We start from the raw sequence: 19,187 nt of genomic DNA, 5'->3' as shown, positions 1-19,187 counted from the left end.
TGGAACAATGACTATCCCTGTAGGAGCGAGCTTGTCGAGGCGTCGAACCGTCGCGATGGTCGTCAACGATAACGTTGGCTTGCTGGTGCCCCGCGGTGACTGGGCTACCATCGCGACGGTTCGACGCCTCGACAAGCTCGCTCCTACAGGGGATTCGGGATTTACTTAATAAAAACAATAAAAATACCCCAGAGATCGACTGCCATGGCCGCACCCGCCTCGCCGCTCTCCCACGACGCCATCATTGCGGACTCATGGTCGCGCTGCCGTGCGTTCGGCCTCAACCACCAGAGTTCGCCGGCGTTCGATCAACTGCCCGCGGACCGCATCGCGCAGTTGCTGGAAAGTCAGCATTCACTGGTGCAGACGACTCACCAGGAAGTCCTGCCCTACTACGAAAACATCCTCAGCAATTCCAACTGCCTGATCATGCTCGCCGACAACCAGGGTCAGGTGCTGACGTCATGGGGCACCCAGCGCTTTGTCGACCCGGGCCTGGCGCGCGGGTTCAGTGCCGGCGCCAGCTGGATGGAACGTTGCAGCGGCACCAATGCCATCGGCACCGCGCTGGCGTGTGAGCAGGCGGTGCACATCGAACACGATGAGCATTTCCTCAAGGCCAACCGCTTCATGACCGGTTCCGCCGCGCCGATTTTCGATGCCGAGCGCAAGGTGATCGCGGTGCTCGACGTGTCCAGCGACAGTTATCTACCGCCGTCGCACACCCTGGGCATGGTCAAGATGATGAGCCAGACCGTGGAGAACCGGCTGATCCTCAACCTGTTCCATGGCCAGCACTTTCAACTGACGTTCAACACCGGGCTGAACAACCTCGACAGCCAATGGGCCGGATTACTGATTTTCGATGAAAGCGGCCAGGTGCTTTCAGCCAATCGCCGCGCAGACAACCTGTTGGGTATCAGCCTGTCGCGGGTCAGTGTCGAGAGCCTGTTCAAGGTGTCGTTGATGGAGCTGCTGAACCAGCCCGAAGGCCTGCCCTTTGCCCTGCAAGCCGCAGGGCGCAACCGCTTCCAATGTGTGTTGCGCCGACCGAAACAGGCACCGATCCAGCCACGACTGTTTGCCGAACCCAAGCGCGCCGAGCCCTCTGTCGCCACCATCAGCCTCAATACCCTGCACTTCGGCGACAGCCGTGTGGAAAAAGCCGTGCGCCAAGCCGAGCGCCTTTTGGAAAAAGACATACCGTTGTTGATCCATGGCGAAACCGGGGTCGGCAAGGAGGTGTTCGTCAAGGCCCTGCATCAGGCCAGCTCACGTAGTAAACAGCCGTTCATTGCCGTCAACTGTGCGGCAATCCCCGCCGAGCTGGTGGAGTCCGAGCTGTTTGGCTATGAGAAAGGGGCGTTCACCGGCGCCAATCAAAAAGGCAGCATCGGGCTGATTCGCAAGGCGGACAAGGGCACGCTGTTCCTGGATGAGATTGGCGACATGCCGCTTCCCACCCAGGCTCGCCTGTTGCGTGTGCTACAGGAGCGTTGCGTACAACCGGTGGGCAGCAGCGAACTGTTCCCGGTGGACATCCGCATCATCTCGGCCACCAACCGCTCGCTGCGTGAACAAGTGCAACTGGGCCGTTTTCGCGAAGACCTTTATTACCGCATCGGCGGCCTGACCCTTGAGCTGCCGCCCCTGCGCGAGCGTAGCGACAAGCAGGCTCTGTTCAAACGCTTGTGGGAGCAGCATCGCGAACCGTCGCAATGGGCGGGCTTGAGTCGGGAGGTGATGGAGCTGTTCAGCCGTCATCCGTGGCCGGGTAACTTGCGCCAGGTCAGCAGCGTGATTCAGGTGGCATTGGCCATGGCCGAGGAACAACCGGTGCGGCCGGAGCATTTGCCGGATGACTTTTTTGTCGACCTGGAGATGGAGCCAATGGAGACGCCCGAGCCGCTGGCGGTGGACCTGGATGATGCCGAAGACTTGAATCGGCAGTTGCAGGCGGTGGGGGGGAATATTTCCCACCTGGCGCGGCGGTTGGGGGTTAGTCGCAATACCTTGTACAAAAGGTTGCGGCAGACTGAGTGACCGCGGTGGGTTTGAAATCGAATCGCGGGCAAGCCCGCCCCCACAGGGCCTTGAGCCGAACTCAGAATCTGATTTCACTCCGAAACACTGTGGGAGCGGGCTTGCTCCGGGCGGCGTTCCGACGATGAGGCCGGCCAGACCACCGCAATATCCAAACCCTGCACCCAAACAAAAACCCGCACAAGGCGGGTTTCTGTTTTCAGCGGTTCAGCCAATCAATCAGCCAAACGCCAGGTCGTGCCGCCCTTGCCGTCTTCCAGCACTACGCCCATGGCGGTGAGCTGGTCACGGATGCGGTCAGATTCGGCCCAGTCCTTGGCCGCACGCGCCGCCAGACGCGCCGCAATCAGGGCATCAACCTGCGCCGCGTCCACCCGCCCTTCGGCGCCAGCTTGCAGGAAGTCTTCGGCCTCGAGCTGCAACACACCCAGCACATCGGCCAGTTGCTTCAAACGCGCCGCCAGACCGGCCGCCGCGTCAAGATCGCTCTCGCGCAGACGGTTGATCTCACGCACCATCTCGAACAGCACCGCGCAGGCTTCCGGCGTGCCGAAGTCGTCGTTCATCACCTGGGTGAAGCGCTCGACAAACGCCTCGCCACCGGCTGGAGCGACTTTCGGCAGGCCTTTCAACGCATGATAGAAACGCTCGAGTGCGCCCTTGGCGTCCTTGAGGTTGTCTTCCGAATAGTTGATCGCGCTGCGGTAGTGGCTCGACACCAGCAGGTAACGCACGACTTCCGGGTGGTACTTTTCCAGCACGTCGCGAATGGTGAAGAAGTTGTTCAAGGACTTGGACATCTTCTCGCCATTGATGCGGATCATGCCGCAATGCATCCACGCGTTGGCGTAGGTCTTACCGGTAGCCGCTTCGCTCTGGGCGATTTCATTCTCGTGGTGCGGGAACTCCAGGTCGCTGCCGCCGCCATGAATGTCGAAGGTCTCGCCCAGGCAGCAGGTCGACATCACCGAGCACTCGATGTGCCAGCCCGGACGCCCGTCACCCCACGGCGATGGCCAGCTTGGCTCACCCGGCTTGGCGCCTTTCCACAGCACGAAGTCCAGCGGGTCCTGCTTGGACTCGTCGACTTCGATCCGCGCGCCGATGCGCAGGTCTTCGATCTTCTTGCGCGAGAGCTTGCCGTAGCCCATGAACTTGGCGACGCGGTAGTACACGTCACCATTGCCAGGTGCGTAGGCATAACCCTTGTCGATCAGGGTCTGGATCATCGCGTGCATGCCGGGGATATGCCCGGTGGCGCGTGGCTCCATGTCCGGCTTGCGGATGTTCAGGCGCGCTTCGTCTTCGTGCATCGCCGCGATCATTCGCTCGGTCAACGCTTCGAACGACTCGCCGTTCTCGTTGGCTCGATTGATGATCTTGTCGTCAATGTCGGTGATGTTTCGCACATAAGTCAGGTCGTAGCCGCTGAACCGCAACCAGCGGGTCACCAGGTCGAACGCGACCATGCTGCGGCCGTGGCCCAGGTGGCAGTAGTCGTACACGGTCATCCCGCACACGTACATGCGCACCTTGTTGCCATCCAGCGGTTTAAAGACTTCTTTGCTCTTGGTGAGCGTGTTGTAGATCGTCAGCACGTCCAGGTTTCCTTGAATCACTGGCCCCACGAATCACGCAAGGTCACGGTACGGTTGAACACCGGAGCGCCCGGTTTCGAGTCCTTGATATCTGCGCAGAAGTAACCTTCGCGCTCGAACTGGAAACGGTCTTCCGGTTGTGCGTCGCCCAGCGAGGGTTCGGCACGACAACCGGTCAGCACCTGGAGGGAGTCAGGGTTGATGTTGTCCAGGAAACTGGCGCTGTCCTCGGCCTTCTCAGGGTTCGGGGAGCGGAACAGTCGATCGTACAGACGCACTTCGCACTCGATGCTGGCCGCCGCCGGCACCCAGTGGATCACGCCCTTGACCTTGCGGCCTTCAGGGTTCTTGCCCAGCGTGTCCGGATCATAGGAGCAACGCAGTTCGACGATGTTGCCATCGGCGTCCTTGATCGCTTCGTCGGCACGGATCACGTAGCTGCCACGCAGGCGCACTTCGCCGTTCGGTTCCAGGCGCTTGTAGCCCTTCGGCGGCTCTTCCATGAAGTCATCGCGGTCGATGTAGATTTCACGGGCGAACGGCAGCTTGCGCACCCCGAGTTCTTCTTTCTGCGGATGACGCGGCAGTTCGAGGTTGTCGACCTTGTCTTGCGGATAATTGGTGATCACGACTTTCAACGGGCGCAGCACGCACATCGCGCGAGGTGCGTTCGCGTCCAGGTCCTGGCGGATACTGAATTCGAGCATGCCGAAGTCGACCACGCCGTCGGAACGGTTGGTGCCGACCATGTCGCAGAAGTTGCGGATCGAAGCCGGCGTGTAGCCACGACGACGGAAACCCGACAAGGTGGACATGCGCGGATCGTCCCAGCCGTTGACGTGTTTCTCATCGACCAGTTGCTTGAGCTTGCGCTTGCTGGTGATGGTGTAGTTCAGGTTCAGGCGGCTGAATTCGTACTGGCGCGGGTTGGCCGGCACCGGCAGGTTGTCCAGGAACCATTCGTACAGCGGGCGATGGCTTTCGAACTCCAGGGTGCAGATCGAGTGGGTGATGCCTTCAATGGCATCCGACTGACCGTGGGTGAAGTCATAGTTGGGGTAGATGCACCACTTGTCGCCGGTCTGGTGGTGATGGGCATGACGGATGCGGTACATGATCGGGTCGCGCAGGTTCATGTTCGGCGAGGCCATGTCGATCTTGGCGCGCAGCACGCGAGCGCCGTCCGGGAACTCGCCGGCGCGCATGCGGGCGAACCAGTCGAGGTTCTCTTCCACGGAACGGTCACGGAACGGGCTGTTGCGGCCCGGCTCGGTCAGGGTGCCACGGTATTCCTTGGCTTGCTCGGGGCTCAGGTCGTCCACATAGGCCTTGCCGGCCTTGATCAGCTCCACGGCCCAGTCGTGCAATTGGTCGAAATACTGCGAGGCGTAGCGCACTTCGCCGGACCATTCGAAGCCCAGCCATTTGACGTCGCTTTCGATCGCGTCGATGTATTCCTGGTCTTCCTTGGCCGGGTTGGTGTCGTCGAAACGCAAGTGAGTGACGCCGCCGAATTCCTGGGCCAGGCCGAAGTTCACACAGATCGACTTGGCGTGACCGATGTGCAGGTAGCCGTTGGGCTCGGGCGGGAAACGAGTGACGATCTGCGTGTGCTTACCCGAGTCCAGGTCCGCCTGGATGATCGGGCGCAGGAAATTGACCGGCACGGCAGGGCCGGTCTTGGAATTCGAGGTAGGGTCGACAGTGGGCTTGCTCATAGGATCCTTGAACATACAAGTGCGCGGCCGGAAGACAGCCAGACAAAACAAAGCCGCTATCATAGCCGATGCCGTCAAGTACCTGACAGAGCGCACTCGGCAAACCGTCGTATTTAATCGGGCATAAAAGAAAAAACTGCCTCGAAATTCGCGCCTGTCACGCTAAACTGCGCACCTTGGCCGACAAGGCTGAACCGGTAGCGGAGCAAAATGTTCCAATGCCCATGAATTCCCTAGAAAGAGTACCGATCATGACCCAAGTCAAACTGACGACCAACTTTGGCGACATCGTTCTGGAATTGAACGCCGAGAAAGCCCCGATCACCGTGGCCAACTTCGTTGAATACGTCAAAGCCGGTCACTACGAAAACACCGTTTTCCACCGTGTCATCGGTAACTTCATGATCCAGGGCGGCGGTTTCGAACCGGGCATGAAAGAAAAGAAAGACAAGCGCCCAAGCATCCAGAACGAAGCCGACAACGGCCTTTCCAACGACAAGTACACCGTCGCCATGGCCCGTACCATGGAGCCGCATTCGGCGTCGGCGCAGTTCTTCATCAACGTTGCCGACAACAGCTTCCTGAACCACAGCGGCAAGAACGTGCAGGGCTGGGGCTACGCCGTGTTCGGTAAAGTGACCGCAGGCACCGACGTTGTCGACAAGATCAAAGGCGTTTCCACCACCATGAAGGCCGGCCACCAGGACGTGCCTGCAGACGATGTGATCATCGAGAAAGCCGAGATCATTGAGTGATATTGCTGATTTCAGACTTGCATCTGGAAGAGGAGCGCCCGGACATCACCCGGGCGTTTCTGGATTTGCTCGCCGGACGCGCCCGTTCGGCGAGTGCGTTGTACATCCTCGGTGACTTTTTCGAGGCCTGGATTGGCGATGACGCCATGACGCCCTTCCAACGCTCCATCTGCCAGGCTCTGCGCGATCTCAGCGACAGCGGCACGGCCATTTTCCTCATGCATGGCAATCGCGACTTCATGCTCGGCCAGGCCTTCTGCAAACAGGCTGGCTGCACCTTGCTGAAAGATCCGAGTGTCGTGCAGTTCCTTGATGAACCGGTGCTGTTGATGCACGGCGACAGCCTGTGCACCCGCGACGAAGCCTACATGAAGCTGCGTCGGTACCTGCGTAACCCCATCACCCTCTTCATCCTGCGCCACCTGCCCCTGCGCACCCGACACAAACTGGCGCGCAAGCTGCGCAGCGAAAGCCGGGCGCAGACGCGAATGAAGGCCAATGCCATTGTGGATGTGACCCCGGAAGAAATTCCGCGGATCATGCAGCAATACGGGGTGAAAACCCTGGTCCACGGCCACACCCACCGCCCCGCCATTCACAAACTGCAATTGGGCGACCAGGCCGCCCGGCGCATCGTGCTCGGCGATTGGGATCGCCAGGGCTGGGCGTTGCAGGTGGACGAAGGCGGCTACGCCCTGGCGCCGTTCGACTTCGCCCCACCGCCGGCGTTGGCTGCGCCTACGGCCTAATGCCCCCCTGTAGGAGCGAGCTTGCTCGCGATAGCGGTGTGTCAGCCAATATGATGTTGGCTGACACACCGCTATCGCGAGCAAGCTCGCTCCTACAGGGGGCGTGTGTGTTGGCTTAATGGCCGGACGCCGCAGGCCCCGCCTTCGCCGCAAACGGCGGTTTCGCCAGCCAGACAATCACGATCAACGCCATGAACGCCCAACCCAGCAGCGTGAAGTAATCCACCGTGGACAGCATGTACGCCTGGCTGCCCAGCACATGATCGAGCTGCGCGTACGCCGGGCTGCCCGCTCCGCCAAGATTCTGCAACGCATCTCGGGTGGCCGGGTCGTAAGTGGTGATGCTTTCGCTCAGGTACGCATGGTGCTGGTCGGCGCGGCGAATCCAGATCCAGGTGGTCAGCGACGCGGCGAAACTGCCGCCCAACGTACGCAGGAACGTCGCCAGGCCCGCGCCATCGGCGATCTGGCTCGGTGGCAGATCGGACATCAGGATGCTCAGGGTCGGCATGAAGAACAGCGCCACGCCAATGCCCATGAACAACTGCACCAGGGCGATGTGCTGGAAGTCCACTTCGTTCGTGAAGCCGGCACGCATGAAGCAGCTCAGGCCAATCGCCAGGAACGCCAGCCCGGCCAGCAATCGCAGGTCGAATTTGTGTGCGTACTTGCCGACAAACGGTGACATCAGCACCGGCAGAATGCCGATGGGCGCCACCGCAAGCCCGGCCCAGGTCGCCGTGTAGCCCATCTGCGTCTGCAACCATTGCGGCAGGATCAGGTTGATGCCGAAGAACCCGGCATACCCAAGCACCAGTACCAGGGTGCCGATGCGGAAGTTGCGGTAGGCGAACAGACGCAGATTGACCACCGGGTGCTCGTCGGTCATTTCCCAGATCACGAAGACTGCCAGGGCGATCACCGAAATGGCGGCGCCGATCAGGATGAAGTTCGATTCGAACCAGTCCAGGTCGTTGCCCTTGTCGAGTATCACCTGCAACGCGCCTACGCCGATGATCAGCGAGATCAAGCCGACGTAATCCATCGGCTGGCGGCTGGTTTCCACCGGACGAGCCTTGAGCTGCTGACGCACCACCATCACCGCGAACATCCCGATGGGCACGTTGATGAAGAAAATCCACGGCCAACTGTAGCTGTCGGTGATCCAGCCCCCGAGGATCGGCCCGGCAATCGGTGCAACCACCGTGACCATCGCCAGCAACGCCAGGGCCATGCCGCGCCTGGCCGGCGGATAGACCGCGATCAGCAGCGTCTGGGTCATCGGGTACAAGGGCCCGGCCACCAGGCCTTGCAACACCCTAAAGCCGATCAGTTCGGGCATCGAGGTGGAAACACCGCACAGGAACGACGCCAGCACAAACAGAATGGTCGCCCACAGAAACAGCTTAACCTCGCCAAAGCGCCGGCTCAGCCACCCGGTCAGCGGCAAGGCAATCGCGTTGCTCACGGCAAACGAGGTGATCACCCAGGTGCCCTGCTCCGAACTCACGCCAAGGTTGCCGGAAATGGTTGGCAACGCCACGTTGGCGATGGTGGTGTCGAGCACTTGCATGAAGGTCGCCAGCGACAGGCCAATGGTGCTGAGCAGCAGACTGGGCGGCGTGAAAGACGCGTTATTGCTCATCGCGAGTCCTATGCAAACATGAGGAGGGGCGCAGCCGCGCCTTCCTGTGGGGTCAGCGCTGCGCGGTTTTGCTCGCGGCAGCGCTGTTGTCGTGGATCAACTGGGTAATCATCGCGTCCGCCTCGGCCAACTGGCGGTCGTAGACCGTGGTGCTGAACGACGCCTTTTGTGGCGGCTGTTGCGCCAGGACCGGGCCGCTCTGGTCTCGCAGGTTGACATCGACCTGGGTCGACAGGCCCACGCGCAACGGGTGCTTGGCCAGCTCTTGCGCATTGATGTGAATCCGCACCGGCACCCGCTGGACGATCTTGATCCAGTTACCGGTGGCGTTCTGCGCCGGCAGCAGGGCAAACGCGCTACCGGTGCCAGCGCCAAGGCTGTCGATGGTGCCGCTGTACTTCACGTCACTGCCATACAGGTCGGCCTCGATGTCCACGGGCTGCCCGATGCGCATGTCACGCAGCTGGGTTTCCTTGAAGTTGGCGTCGATCCACAGCTGATCCAGCGGGATCACCGCCATCAGCGCGGTGCCCGGCTGTACGCGCTGCCCCAGTTGTACCGATCGCTTGGCTACGTAACCGGTGACCGGCGCGATCAAGGTGCTGCGCGCATTGGTGAGGTAGGCCTGACGCAGTTGTGCGGCGGCTTCCATCACATCCGGGTGCGACGACACGACGGTGTCATCGACCAGAGCACTGGTGGTTTTCAATTGCTGTTTGGCATTGGCCAGGGCGTTTTGCGCCGAGGTCAGGTCGTCGCGGGCATGGGACAGCTCTTCCTGGGAAATTGCCCCGCCCGCCGCGAGATTCTTGCGTCGGGTGTAGTTGTCCTGGGCCTTCTGCACTTCCGCCTGCTGGGCGTTGACCTGGGCCTTCATGCCGTCGACGTTGCTGTACAGGCCGCGCACCTGGCGCACGGTGCGAGCCAGCTTGGCCTGGGCGCTTTGCAGGCCGACTTGCGCGTCGTTAGGGTCGAAATTGACCAGCACCTGGCCTTCGTGGACCAGATCGCCATCATCCGCGCCGATGCTGACCACGGTGCCGGTGACCAACGGTGTGATTTCCACCACGTTGCCGTTCACATAGGCGTCGTCGGTGCTTTCGGTCCAGCGGCCATAAAATTCGTGATAACCCCAGACGCCGACACCGGCGAGGATCACCACCACGGCCAGCACCAACAGCATGACCTTGCGTTTGCGCGGGTTGCCGTTGTCTGGGGCGTCGGGGGTTTGAGTATTGGCAGTGGCCATGACAATTACCTTGAATTAGTGGGTCTGCGTGGCTGTTTGTGTGTCGGCTGCGTCGGCGGGTTTCACCGCCGCCAGGTTCTCGCCCTGAAAACCGCCGCCCAGCGCCTGCATCAATTGGATCGACAGGTCGATCTGTTCGGCATTCAGGTTGGCCAACTGACGCTGGGCCTGGAGCAATTGCTGCTCGATGCTGAGCACGTCCAGGTAGTTGCCGATGCCGGAACCGTAACGCTGGACGACGGTGTCGTAGGAATCCTGGGCAATGTCGGTGGCATGCTCCTGGGCTCCGATCTGCCGGCCGATATCGCGCAACTGATTGATGGTGTCGCTGATATCACCGAGCGCTTTCACCAGGCTTTTGTTGTACTGCGCCACCGCGAGGTCGTAATCGGCATCCCGCGAATCCAGGTCGGCCCGAAGGCGACCGCCATCGAAAATCGGCACGGAGATCGTCGGGGCGATGTTGAAGAAACGACTGGCGGAACCGAACATTGCATCACCCAACAAGGATTCGGCACCGGCGGCGGCGCTGAGGTTCAAATTGGGATAAAAGCGCGTCTTGCTCGCATCGATGTTCTTGCTCGCCGCCTCGACCCGCCAGCGCGCCGCCACCAGGTCCGGCCGACGCCCGAGCAACTCGGCCGGCAATACCGACGGCAAGGCAACCGCACCCGGCTTGAGAATCTGTGGCCGCACGATGTTGTTGGCGCGATCCGGGCCTTTGCCCAGCAACACCGCCAGCGCAATTTTTGCGCTTTGCAGGCGTTTCTCCGCATCGATCAGACTCGCCTGGGAAGAGGCTTCAAGGCTTTCGGTCTGCTGGAACTGGTATTGGCTGTCGATGCCGGCACTCAGGCGGCGCTGGCTCAGGTCGAGCATTTGCCGGGTGCGCTTGAGGTCTTCGCTCGCCAGGTCATGCACGATGTGCGCTTGGCCCAGATCGCTGTAGGCCCGGGCGACATCGGCTGCCAGGGTCAGTTGCGCGGCCTGCTGATCGACTTCGGCTGCGCGGGCCTGACCCAGCGCAGCTTCCCAGGCAGCACGCTGCCCTCCCCAAAGATCGAAGTTGTAATTGAAACTGACACCCACATTACGCACGGTCGAATAGGCGCCGCCCTGCCCCGCTGGGTCCTGATCACGGGCCAGGCGCGACCGGCTGACACCGGCGCTGGCATCGAGGGTCGGCATGCGCGCGGCGTCGGCGGCATACGCAGCAGCGCTGGCCTGATGAGCCCGGGCGTCGGCGATCTGCATGTCGGGGCTGTCCTGCAATGCCTCGCGGATCAGACCGTCGAGTTGCGGGTCGCCGAGGCTTTTCCACCAATCACTTTTCGGCCAGGCTGCGGGCGAAAGGGTCACGCCGCTGAGTGACTGACCGGCCTGCAGTTTTTTTGCATCCAGGCTTGTGCCTTCGGTCGTCAGGCCGCTGTAGCTGGCACACCCGGCCAGCACCATGGCCGCCAGCACCAGGCTCAGGCCGGTCCGCATGGTTTGGCCGTTCATTTATCACCTACCCGCAGCAACGTGATCGAGTCACCGGCTGCCACCAGGATTTTCTTCAGAATCTGTTCCAGGGTAACCAGCTCTTGCGGCGTGATCGCACCCGCCAGCTCATTCATTGCCTGGGCGCCAATCTGCGGCAGGCGGCCAGCGAGTGACTGACCGTCTTCGGTCAACACAAGCTGGACCTGACGGCGATCGGCTTCGCTGCGTTGGCGGGCGAGGAAACCTTTCTGCTCCAGGCGATCGAGCATGCGCGTCATCGAACCACTGTCGAGCGACAGGTGGCGGCACAACTCGGCCGGAGTGTCGACACCGAACTGAGCCATGATGATCAACACCTTGAACTGCGCGGCGGTGATGCCGTGGGGTTCCATGTGTGTGTCGATGATCCGGTCCTTGAGCAACGCGGCGCGTCCGAGCAAGAGACCGAGGTGGCAGTTATGAAAATTGTCCGGGGTGAAATGAGTCATCTGATCACCAATTAGCTGCCTAGGCAGTGAATGTGTGACGCGATATTACTGCTTAGGCAGCAAATGTCCAAGCATTAGTTAGCTAGCTTTTTATTTAATTGACAGAAGGTGATGCAAACCCCCTGTAGGAGCGAGCATGCTCGCGATGCTCGCCCAGACACCGCGGGTATCCAGGGCAACCCATGTCCTCCCTGGCGATCTTCGCGAGGGTTGCCGCGCCTACAGAAAGCAGCCGCTAGAAATCCCGTTTGTAGAAGATGTCCAGGGAACTGGCCACGCCACCTGCCGCTTCCAGATAGACCTTCTTGCTCAGCTTGTAGCGCAGGGCAATGGTGTTGGCCGGTTCGAACACGCCTACGCCATAACGCAGGCTGAGTTTTTCCGAGAGGTTGCCGCTGGCGACCACGCTGGTGGTATTGCCGCTGCCTTCGGTGTCGAGCTGGAAATCGTCGATACCCAGGTCGCTGGCCAACTTGCCGGTGACCCCGGAGCTGCCCATCAATCCCAGGCCCAGGGCGGCTTGCGCAAGCATGTTGTTGTCTTCGCCGGTGGTGCTCAGCGGACGCCCCAGCACGAGGTAAGACAAGGCCTGTTCCTGGCTCATCGCCGGTTCGGAGAAAATCTGCGTGGTCGGCTGTTCGGCGCTGCCGCTCACGCGAATGCCGGCGATCACGTCGTCAGTCTGGCGAATCGCTTCGATATCCAGGTAAGGCTGATCAATCGGCCCCGCAAACAACAGGCGTGCCCGACGCACGCTCAGGCGCTGGCCATAGGCGCGGTAACGCCCGTCGTTGAGCCACAGCTCGCCACGGGTGTCGAGGTTGTCGCCGATGTGCACGTGGCCTTGCACATTGGCGGTCAGGCCAAATCCCGCAAAGCTCAGCTTGTCGTCGCCGACCTGCACATCGATGTCCATCTTCATGGCAACCGGTGGTTTGCCCTCTTCAGTCTGCTGGCCGATGATCACTGCGTCGTCCGAGAGCTTGACCGTCGATGGCGGCAACTCGCGCACGGTGATTGCGCCTCGGGGCACTCGCACCTTGCCAGCGACTGCCAACTCATCGCCCTTCATGGAGATTTTCAGGTCCGGTTCGACTTCAACCTTGGCGTAGGGCTCGACCGTCACCGGCAACTGCGTGCCCTTGAGCGCCAGGTCCACCACCAGCGCCTGGCCCCAGGCGATGTCGCCCGTCAAGGTGCCCTGCCCGCTCTTGCCGCTCTTCCATCCGCCATTCACTTGCAGGGCTTCACCGGCAATAACGGCTTGCACCCGCAAGTCTTGCAGTTCCATCGGCAATTCGGGACCGGAGACCTCACCGTCACTGAGCAGCAGATTGCCGTTGACCAGCGGCGCCATCAGCGTGCCGGCGATGTTGCCGCTGCCATTGAGTCGCCCGCTGAGTTTCTCGACCATCGGCACGAAAGGCCGCGCCACCGACAAGTCGAGACCATTGAGACGGAAGGAGCCGTTGAGCGGTTTGTTCTTCGCCAGCGGATTGATCTGGGCCTGGACGTTCAACTCGCCAAGCTTGGCGCCGACGAACACCAACTCGCTGTCGATGCGCTTGGGCGTGAGTTTGCTGGTGAGCTTCAGGGTCTGATAGGGGAAGTCCAGCCACTGGTCCTTTTCCTTGATGCGCAGGGTGCCGCCTCCGGCATCGAGGCTGATCACGCCGTTCGGGCCGCTGGCCGGCAGGTCCAGTTGCACATCGGCGTTGAGTACCCCCTTCCAGGCAAAATCCTTGGGCAACCACTGCGCCAGGCTGTCGATAGGGAATTGCTTGAGGTGGTAACGCAGCTTGGGTTCTGGCATCAGGCGCTGGTCTTCGCCGCAAAGGCTGGCCGCACCGGACATCCAGCAATGGGCGCCGAAGTTGATTTTTCCGTCAGCCAGGCGTTCGAGCCTGGCCGGCCCTTGCAGCCGCCAGTCCTGGCCGCCTGTCTGGATATCACCGCTGGCCAGCCGTCCGCGCCAGTTGCCCTTGTCCAGCGCGCCGTCGAAGCCCAGCGCCAGTTTCAATTGCGGGCCTTGCAGGTCGAGGGTTAATTGCTGCTTCTTGATATCGCCCTGGCCGCTGGCTGTCAGCGTGCCCAGCGCGGTGTCACCGACCTGGATGCCGCTACCCTTGAGGTCGATTTTCGCGCGCTGCGCATTGTCGAGGGTGGCGTCCAGGTTCAGGCTTTGCAGGCGATTGTCCTGGAACGCCAGTTGCGTACCTTGCAGCCCGAGTTTGCCCTGTGGCGCGTTGAGGGTGCCGGCGACATCCACTCGACCGTTGATTTGCCCGCGCAGCTGTGGCCAGAGTTGGGCCAGACGGGGCAATTTGAGATCGATCTGGCCAGCCAGTTGCTGGTGCAGGCTACCCTTGCCAGTGATGCTGTTGTCGCCGAGGCGGATTTGCAGTGCGCTGAGGTTCCATTGCTCGCCGCCGCCATCGGCCTTGGCCTGGATGATCGCCGGTTGGCCGCGCAGTTTTCCCTTGAGGTCGAGGTCGGCGTTGAGGCTGAGCTTATCGTTTTTCAGTTCGCCTTTGCTGCGCAAGGGTCCGGCCAGGACACCTGGCAACTCGGCGACCCAATACGCGGGGTTGATGGCCGACAAGTCGAGCGCGGTGTCCCAGGCGATGCCATCGGCAAATTGCAGGTTCAGGTGGCCGTCGGCCTTACCCTGACCCGCCTGGAGCTGGATCTGTTGCAGATGGATTTGGCTCAGGTCGCCGGCGAATGGGCTGCTCACGTTGAACGCCCCCGCCGGGCCATCCAGCGCCGCCTTGAAGTTGCCCAGGTACTGGCCGTCGGTGTAGGAGACTTCGCCGTTGAATTGTCGCAGCGCCACCTCCGGTTCGTCGATCAACGGATAGAGGCGGTGCCAGGGAAAATCCTGCCAGTCGATGTTTGCCGTGGCGTCGAGGCCTTTGCTCCAATCGACGACGCCCGTGAGCTTGAGGCTTTGCTTGTCGTTGGCCGTCAGGTCCAGCCCGGCGATTTGCGCACCGTTCGCGTCAACCTTGCCTTGCAGCGATAGCGCGACGGGCCCCTGCTCGGCGGGCAGCGTGGCGTTGCCGCGCAACTGATAGCCGTTTTTCAGGTCGCCCTCGCCGGTCAGTACCAACTGATTGAGTTGCAGGGTATCCGGCAGGTCGGCGGCGGGCTTAAAGCCGTCGGCGGTAATGCGCACGCTGGCCGGCAGGTTTTCCACCAGCGGCTGCAATTCGCCGCTCAACTGCCCATCGAGGTAACCGCTGCTGTCGGCATTGAGCTTGAGGGTTTTCAGCAGGTCGCCGTTGACGCTCAGGTCCAGCGTCCAGGGGGCCGGGGTCGACAGGCGCAATTGACCTGAGGCCCGGAGCGGCCAGTCACCGGTGGGTTGCAGCAGGCCGGACAGGTTCAGGCTGATGTCGTCCCGTTGCAACTGCACGGCATCGATCTGAATCCCCTGCGCGGTCCAGTGCGCCGCCAGTTGCAGGCCCTTGAGTTCTTCACTGCCGTTAAACAGCAGGCGGCCGACTTGCACCTCGCCCAGTTCCAGGGCCAGCGGCAGTTTCAGGTCCGGCAGGCTGATCGGCCCATTACCGCTGTCTTCCTCGCCAGGAGGAAATTGCAGGCGGACCTGATCGGCCTTCAACTGTTCGATGCACAGCGTCATGCGTGTGAGGCACGAGGGTGACCACGCGAAAATCACCTGGTCCAGCTCAACCCGGCTGGTGTCCTGCTGCCACACCAGGTGATCGGCGCTCCACTGCCCGCCCAAACGGCCCTGGAAATTCTCCACTGACAAACCCGGCACTAACCCAAGCACCCAGCGGCTGCCCGGCGCCGTGCCCAGCACCGTGGTGAACGCCAGCAGGACCAGCATCAACAGCGCCAGAATCGCCAGCAACGTTATTTTCAAACCACGCTTCACAGCTCGGGCCCCATGGAAAAGTGCAATCGAATGCCACCGTCATCATCCATCGCATGAGCCAGGTCGAGGCGAATCGGCCCCACGGGGGAAACCCAGCGAACACCGATGCCGACCCCGGTCTTGAGGTTGGGCAGTTCAAATTTATTAAAGGAGTTGCCCTGATCGATGAAGGTCGCGACCCGCCATTTTTCGGCAATGGAATACTGATACTCGACGCTGGCCGCCACCATATAACGGCCACCGATGCGATCGCCTTCGGAGTTTTCCGGGGACAGGCTTTGATAGTCGTAACCACGCACGCTCTGATCGCCACCGGCGAAGAAGCGCAGCGACGGCGGTATCGACTTGTAGCCGTTGGTGGCACTGCCGCCGACCTGCATGCGGCCAAGGAAACGGTGCTTGTCGAAGACCGTGGTCAGCCCCTTGACCAGGGCAGTGCCATACAGCAGGTTGTTGTCGGACCCCAGCCCTTCTTTGGCGACCTTGGTGTCGAACGCCAGGCGATAGCCGTTGTGCGGATCGATGCGGTTGTCGCTTTTCAGATACGAGTAGCTGACACCGGGCATCAACAAGGTACTGAGGCCGGAATCGTCCCCCAGGCGATATTCTTCGCGTTGCCACTTCAGTGACACCACCCGTTGCCAGCCGCTGGGCAATTTGCTGTGCCACTCCGGGCCTGCCGTCAGCAATTTGCTGAGGCTGTCATTGTCGGCAATTTCCTCATTCTGATAACCACCGGCGAAGCGCAGTTTGTCGGTCAGCGGCGGATCCAGTGGAATGTCGTAGAACACCCCGACGTTCTGCCGGGGCGCGGAAACTTCGGTTTCCCAGCCATAGCTGTGGCCCTGGGGATTGACCCAGTGCCGGGTCCAGTTGGCCTTGACCCGGGGGCCGACGTCGGTCGAGTAGCCGAGACCGAGCCCCATCGTGCGCGGCTTGCGGGTCTCGAGTTTGACGTCGACCGGTATCACGTCTTCCTTGGAGGCAGTCGGCGCAGCGTCGACCCGAACGCCTTCAAAATAGCCACTCGATTGCAGATTGCGGTTCAGTTCGGCGATCAGCTCGGAGTCGTAGGGCGCGCCCGCCTTGAACGGCACCATGCGTTGCAACAGGTCTTCGTCGAACGGCGTGTCGCCTTCGAAACTGACTTTGCCCAAGGCATATCGCGGGCCGCTGTCGTATACGAGTTCGATATCGGCGACGCCCGCACGCGGGTCGATGGCGAGTGTTTGCCGGGTAAAACGGCCACTGAAAAAGCCGTAACGCGACGCCTGATTCTGGATCAACCGCTTGGCGTCTTCGTAATGCCCATGGTTGAGGACCGCGCCGGTTTTCAGCGCCGCGCTCTTGGGGACTTTAAAGGACTTGAGTGAGGCTGCCGGGCCATCGATACGGACCGTGACGGTGCGTAAATGAATCGGCTCGCCGGGTTCGATATTGAGGATCAGGCGCGGGTTCTTGCCACCCTTAACGTCGCTCTCGATCTGCAGCTGGTAATAACCCAGTGCCTGGGCGGCCTTGCGCGCCTGCTCTTCGGCGCCCCGACTGAAGCGCAGCAACGCCTCCTCGTCACGATCGCCGAGGCTGCCGATATAGCCCTCTATATTGGCTTTCAGCTCGTCGTTGGACGGTTTGATCCGCACATCCAATTCACTTTGCGCCAGTGCCGCGCAACTGGTGAACAGCATCAGCACGGCGCTGGTGATTCTTCCTGGAAACTTCATAGGCGCGGATGCTAACACGAGCTTGGGAGCGTGATAGAACCTCGCTTGGCGCGAAAGTTCTACCGTTTATGCCGAGGCGGTTTGCAACACCTGCGGATTGGCGTGGAAAAACACATGTTCGCGGATGGGGCCTACCGCCACTTCGCCAATTTCCTCGTACCCCTGACGCTTGTAGAACTCCAGGTAGCGAGGGTTGCCGGTATCGAGTACCACCCCCTGGGAATGTTCATCCACCGCACACCAGTTGTGCACCGCCTGCAGCAACTGCTCCCCGAAATGCTTGCCCTGGAACTGCGGATGAATACCCAGCAAAGGCAGCAGGTGCACCGAGTCGGTTGGTACGCAGGCCATCACCGCGTCGTGGTATTCGAGGTAACGGCGTGTGCAGCGGAACCCGGTACTGAGCACCATGCGCAGGCGCCAGGCCCAGCTTTCGGTAATGCCTAGCCTACGTTGCGGAGGCGCGATCAGGGCGATGCCGATCAAGCGGTCGTTGACCAGCAGGCCTATCGCCGGCAGATCCTGGAGAAAATGCTGTTTGACCAGTTCGCGCACGGTGGCGCGCACGCGTCGCTCGTAACCCGGGCGTTCGGCTTCGAACAGGTAGCCGAAGGTCGGCTCGTGTCGGTAGGCCTGGTACAGCAGCGAGCGGGCTTCGCGCGAATAGCCGCTGTCGAGCATGTGGATATCGGCGGTTGAGGTTTCAGGCATGCGGTAGATCTCCCCGGCACAGTTTGGGTGGCTGTGTTCTATTTGTACGAGCGTTTGGGTGGTGATGCAGTTCCGTGTTAATCCGTAATCTGCATCGCTGCTTATGCCGCCATCGCGAGCAAGTCGAAACGTCGCACCGCCGCTCCCACAAAGGTATAGACCAACTTGTAGGAGCGGGCTTGCCCGCGATGAGGCCCGTGCTGCTGGCCAAGTCTGACAGAACACACCGAATCCCCTCACCCCGCACTGGCTCCAATCCCACAGGTCAGCTAGCATCGCCCTTTTGCCAGGACTGCCGACCATGAAGATCGTCTCCTTCAACATCAACGGGCTCCGCGCCCGCCCCCATCAGCTGGCGGCGCTGATCGAGAAACATCAACCCGATGTGATCGGCCTGCAGGAAACCAAGGTCCATGACGACCAGTTCCCGCTGGAGGAAGTCCAGGCGTTGGGCTATCACGTGCACTTCCACGGGCAAAAAGGTCACTACGGCGTTGCCTTGCTGTCGCGCCAGGCCCCCCTGGCCCTGCACAAGGGGTTTGCCACCGATGAAGAAGACGCCCAACGCCGCTTCATCTGGGGCACCTTTGCCGACGCCAATGGCGTGCCGGTGACCATCATGAACGGTTACTTCCCCCAGGGAGAAAGCCGCGACCACCCGACCAAGTTCCCGGCCAAGCAACGTTTCTACAACGATCTGCAGCAGTTGCTGGAAAGCCAGTTCAGCAACGACCAGCCGTTGGTGGTGATGGGCGACGTGAACATTTCGCCGGAAGACTGCGACATCGGCATCGGCCCGGACAACATGAAGCGCTGGCTGAAAACCGGTAAATGCAGCTTCCTGCCGGAAGAACGCGAGTGGATGGCACGCCTGAAAAACTGGGGCCTGACCGACAGCTTCCGCCACCTGAACCCGGACGTGGCCGATCGCTTCAGTTGGTTCGACTACCGCAGCCGCGGTTTCGAGGACGAGCCCAAGCGTGGCCTGCGCATCGACCTGATCATGGCCTCCCACGGTTTGTTGCCGCGGGTGAAGGATGCCGGCGTGGATTACGAACTGCGCGGCATGGAAAAGCCCTCCGATCATGCGCCGATCTGGCTGGAGTTGGCCTGAACCC

General features: G+C 61.3%; 13 protein-coding genes. 4 read left to right on the top strand and 9 right to left on the bottom strand.

Annotated features, from left to right (window positions below):
- Window positions 1-204: 204 nt before the first annotated feature.
- Complete coding sequence (locus AB4N33_RS02625; protein WP_460122791.1) at window positions 205-2,043, top strand: sigma-54-dependent Fis family transcriptional regulator; 1,839 nt, start codon at window positions 205-207, stop codon at window positions 2,041-2,043.
- 215 nt (window positions 2,044-2,258) lie between these two features.
- Here AB4N33_RS02625 and cysS read toward each other — a convergent pair whose 3' ends face one another.
- Together cysS and AB4N33_RS02615 are read right to left on the bottom strand one after the other, a co-directional pair.
- Window positions 2,259-3,641: a cysteine--tRNA ligase gene (cysS, locus tag AB4N33_RS02620; protein WP_460141333.1), complete on the bottom strand. Its 1,383-nt coding sequence runs from the start codon at window positions 3,639-3,641 to the stop codon at window positions 2,259-2,261.
- A 17-nt stretch (window positions 3,642-3,658) separates the two neighbouring features.
- Entirely contained in the window at window positions 3,659-5,359 is a 1,701-nt protein-coding gene (locus tag AB4N33_RS02615; RefSeq protein WP_460122785.1) for a glutamine--tRNA ligase/YqeY domain fusion protein, read from the bottom strand.
- A 251-nt stretch (window positions 5,360-5,610) separates the two neighbouring features.
- On the opposite strand from AB4N33_RS02615, the gene AB4N33_RS02610 reads away from it, so the two are divergent.
- Together AB4N33_RS02610 and lpxH are read left to right on the top strand one after the other, a co-directional pair.
- Window positions 5,611-6,114, top strand: coding sequence for a peptidylprolyl isomerase (locus AB4N33_RS02610; protein WP_460122782.1), 504 nt, complete (start codon window positions 5,611-5,613; stop codon window positions 6,112-6,114).
- Window positions 6,111-6,863 (top strand): UDP-2,3-diacylglucosamine diphosphatase, encoded by a 753-nt coding sequence (gene lpxH / locus AB4N33_RS02605; protein WP_460122779.1) that lies wholly within the window; start codon window positions 6,111-6,113, stop codon window positions 6,861-6,863. Before AB4N33_RS02610 ends, lpxH begins: the two co-directional genes overlap by 4 nt.
- 115 nt (window positions 6,864-6,978) lie before the next feature.
- Here lpxH and AB4N33_RS02600 read toward each other — a convergent pair whose 3' ends face one another.
- The 7 genes from AB4N33_RS02600 to AB4N33_RS02570 all read right to left on the bottom strand — a co-directional run bounded on the left by AB4N33_RS02600 (window position 6,979) and on the right by AB4N33_RS02570 (window position 18,069).
- Window positions 6,979-8,508, bottom strand: coding sequence for a DHA2 family efflux MFS transporter permease subunit (locus tag AB4N33_RS02600; RefSeq protein ID WP_476456346.1), 1,530 nt, complete (start codon window positions 8,506-8,508; stop codon window positions 6,979-6,981).
- A gap of 52 nt (window positions 8,509-8,560) precedes the next feature.
- Entirely contained in the window at window positions 8,561-9,757 is a 1,197-nt protein-coding gene (locus AB4N33_RS02595) for an HlyD family secretion protein (protein WP_460122772.1), read from the bottom strand.
- Between the two features lie 15 nt (window positions 9,758-9,772).
- A complete protein-coding gene (locus AB4N33_RS02590) occupies window positions 9,773-11,260 on the bottom strand; it encodes an efflux transporter outer membrane subunit (protein WP_476456345.1) in 1,488 nt (495 codons plus the stop codon).
- A complete protein-coding gene (locus tag AB4N33_RS02585) occupies window positions 11,257-11,730 on the bottom strand; it encodes a MarR family winged helix-turn-helix transcriptional regulator (RefSeq protein WP_460122766.1) in 474 nt (157 codons plus the stop codon). The genes AB4N33_RS02590 and AB4N33_RS02585 overlap by 4 nt, the downstream gene beginning before the upstream one ends.
- 235 nt (window positions 11,731-11,965) lie before the next feature.
- Window positions 11,966-15,634 carry a translocation/assembly module TamB domain-containing protein gene (locus AB4N33_RS02580; protein WP_476456344.1) on the bottom strand — a complete coding sequence of 1,223 codons (3,669 nt, stop codon included), beginning with the start codon at window positions 15,632-15,634 and terminating at the stop codon, window positions 11,966-11,968.
- A complete protein-coding gene (locus AB4N33_RS02575; RefSeq protein ID WP_476456343.1) occupies window positions 15,631-17,358 on the bottom strand; it encodes an autotransporter assembly complex protein TamA in 1,728 nt (575 codons plus the stop codon). The genes AB4N33_RS02580 and AB4N33_RS02575 overlap by 4 nt, the downstream gene beginning before the upstream one ends.
- Window positions 17,359-17,424: 66 nt before the next feature.
- Window positions 17,425-18,069: a GNAT family N-acetyltransferase gene (locus AB4N33_RS02570; RefSeq protein WP_476456342.1), complete on the bottom strand. Its 645-nt coding sequence runs from the start codon at window positions 18,067-18,069 to the stop codon at window positions 17,425-17,427.
- 301 nt (window positions 18,070-18,370) lie between these two features.
- Here AB4N33_RS02570 and xthA point away from each other — a divergent pair, with 301 nt between their 5' ends.
- On the top strand, window positions 18,371-19,183 hold the full coding sequence (gene xthA / locus AB4N33_RS02565) for an exodeoxyribonuclease III (protein WP_460122756.1): 813 nt from the start codon (window positions 18,371-18,373) through the stop codon (window positions 19,181-19,183).
- The last annotated feature ends 4 nt before the right edge of the window (window positions 19,184-19,187 follow it).

This window comes from Pseudomonas sp. S1_E05, from assembly GCF_056337105.1.
Note: the sequence above shows the minus strand (reverse complement) of the source record. Positions and strands in the feature narration are given on the sequence as shown.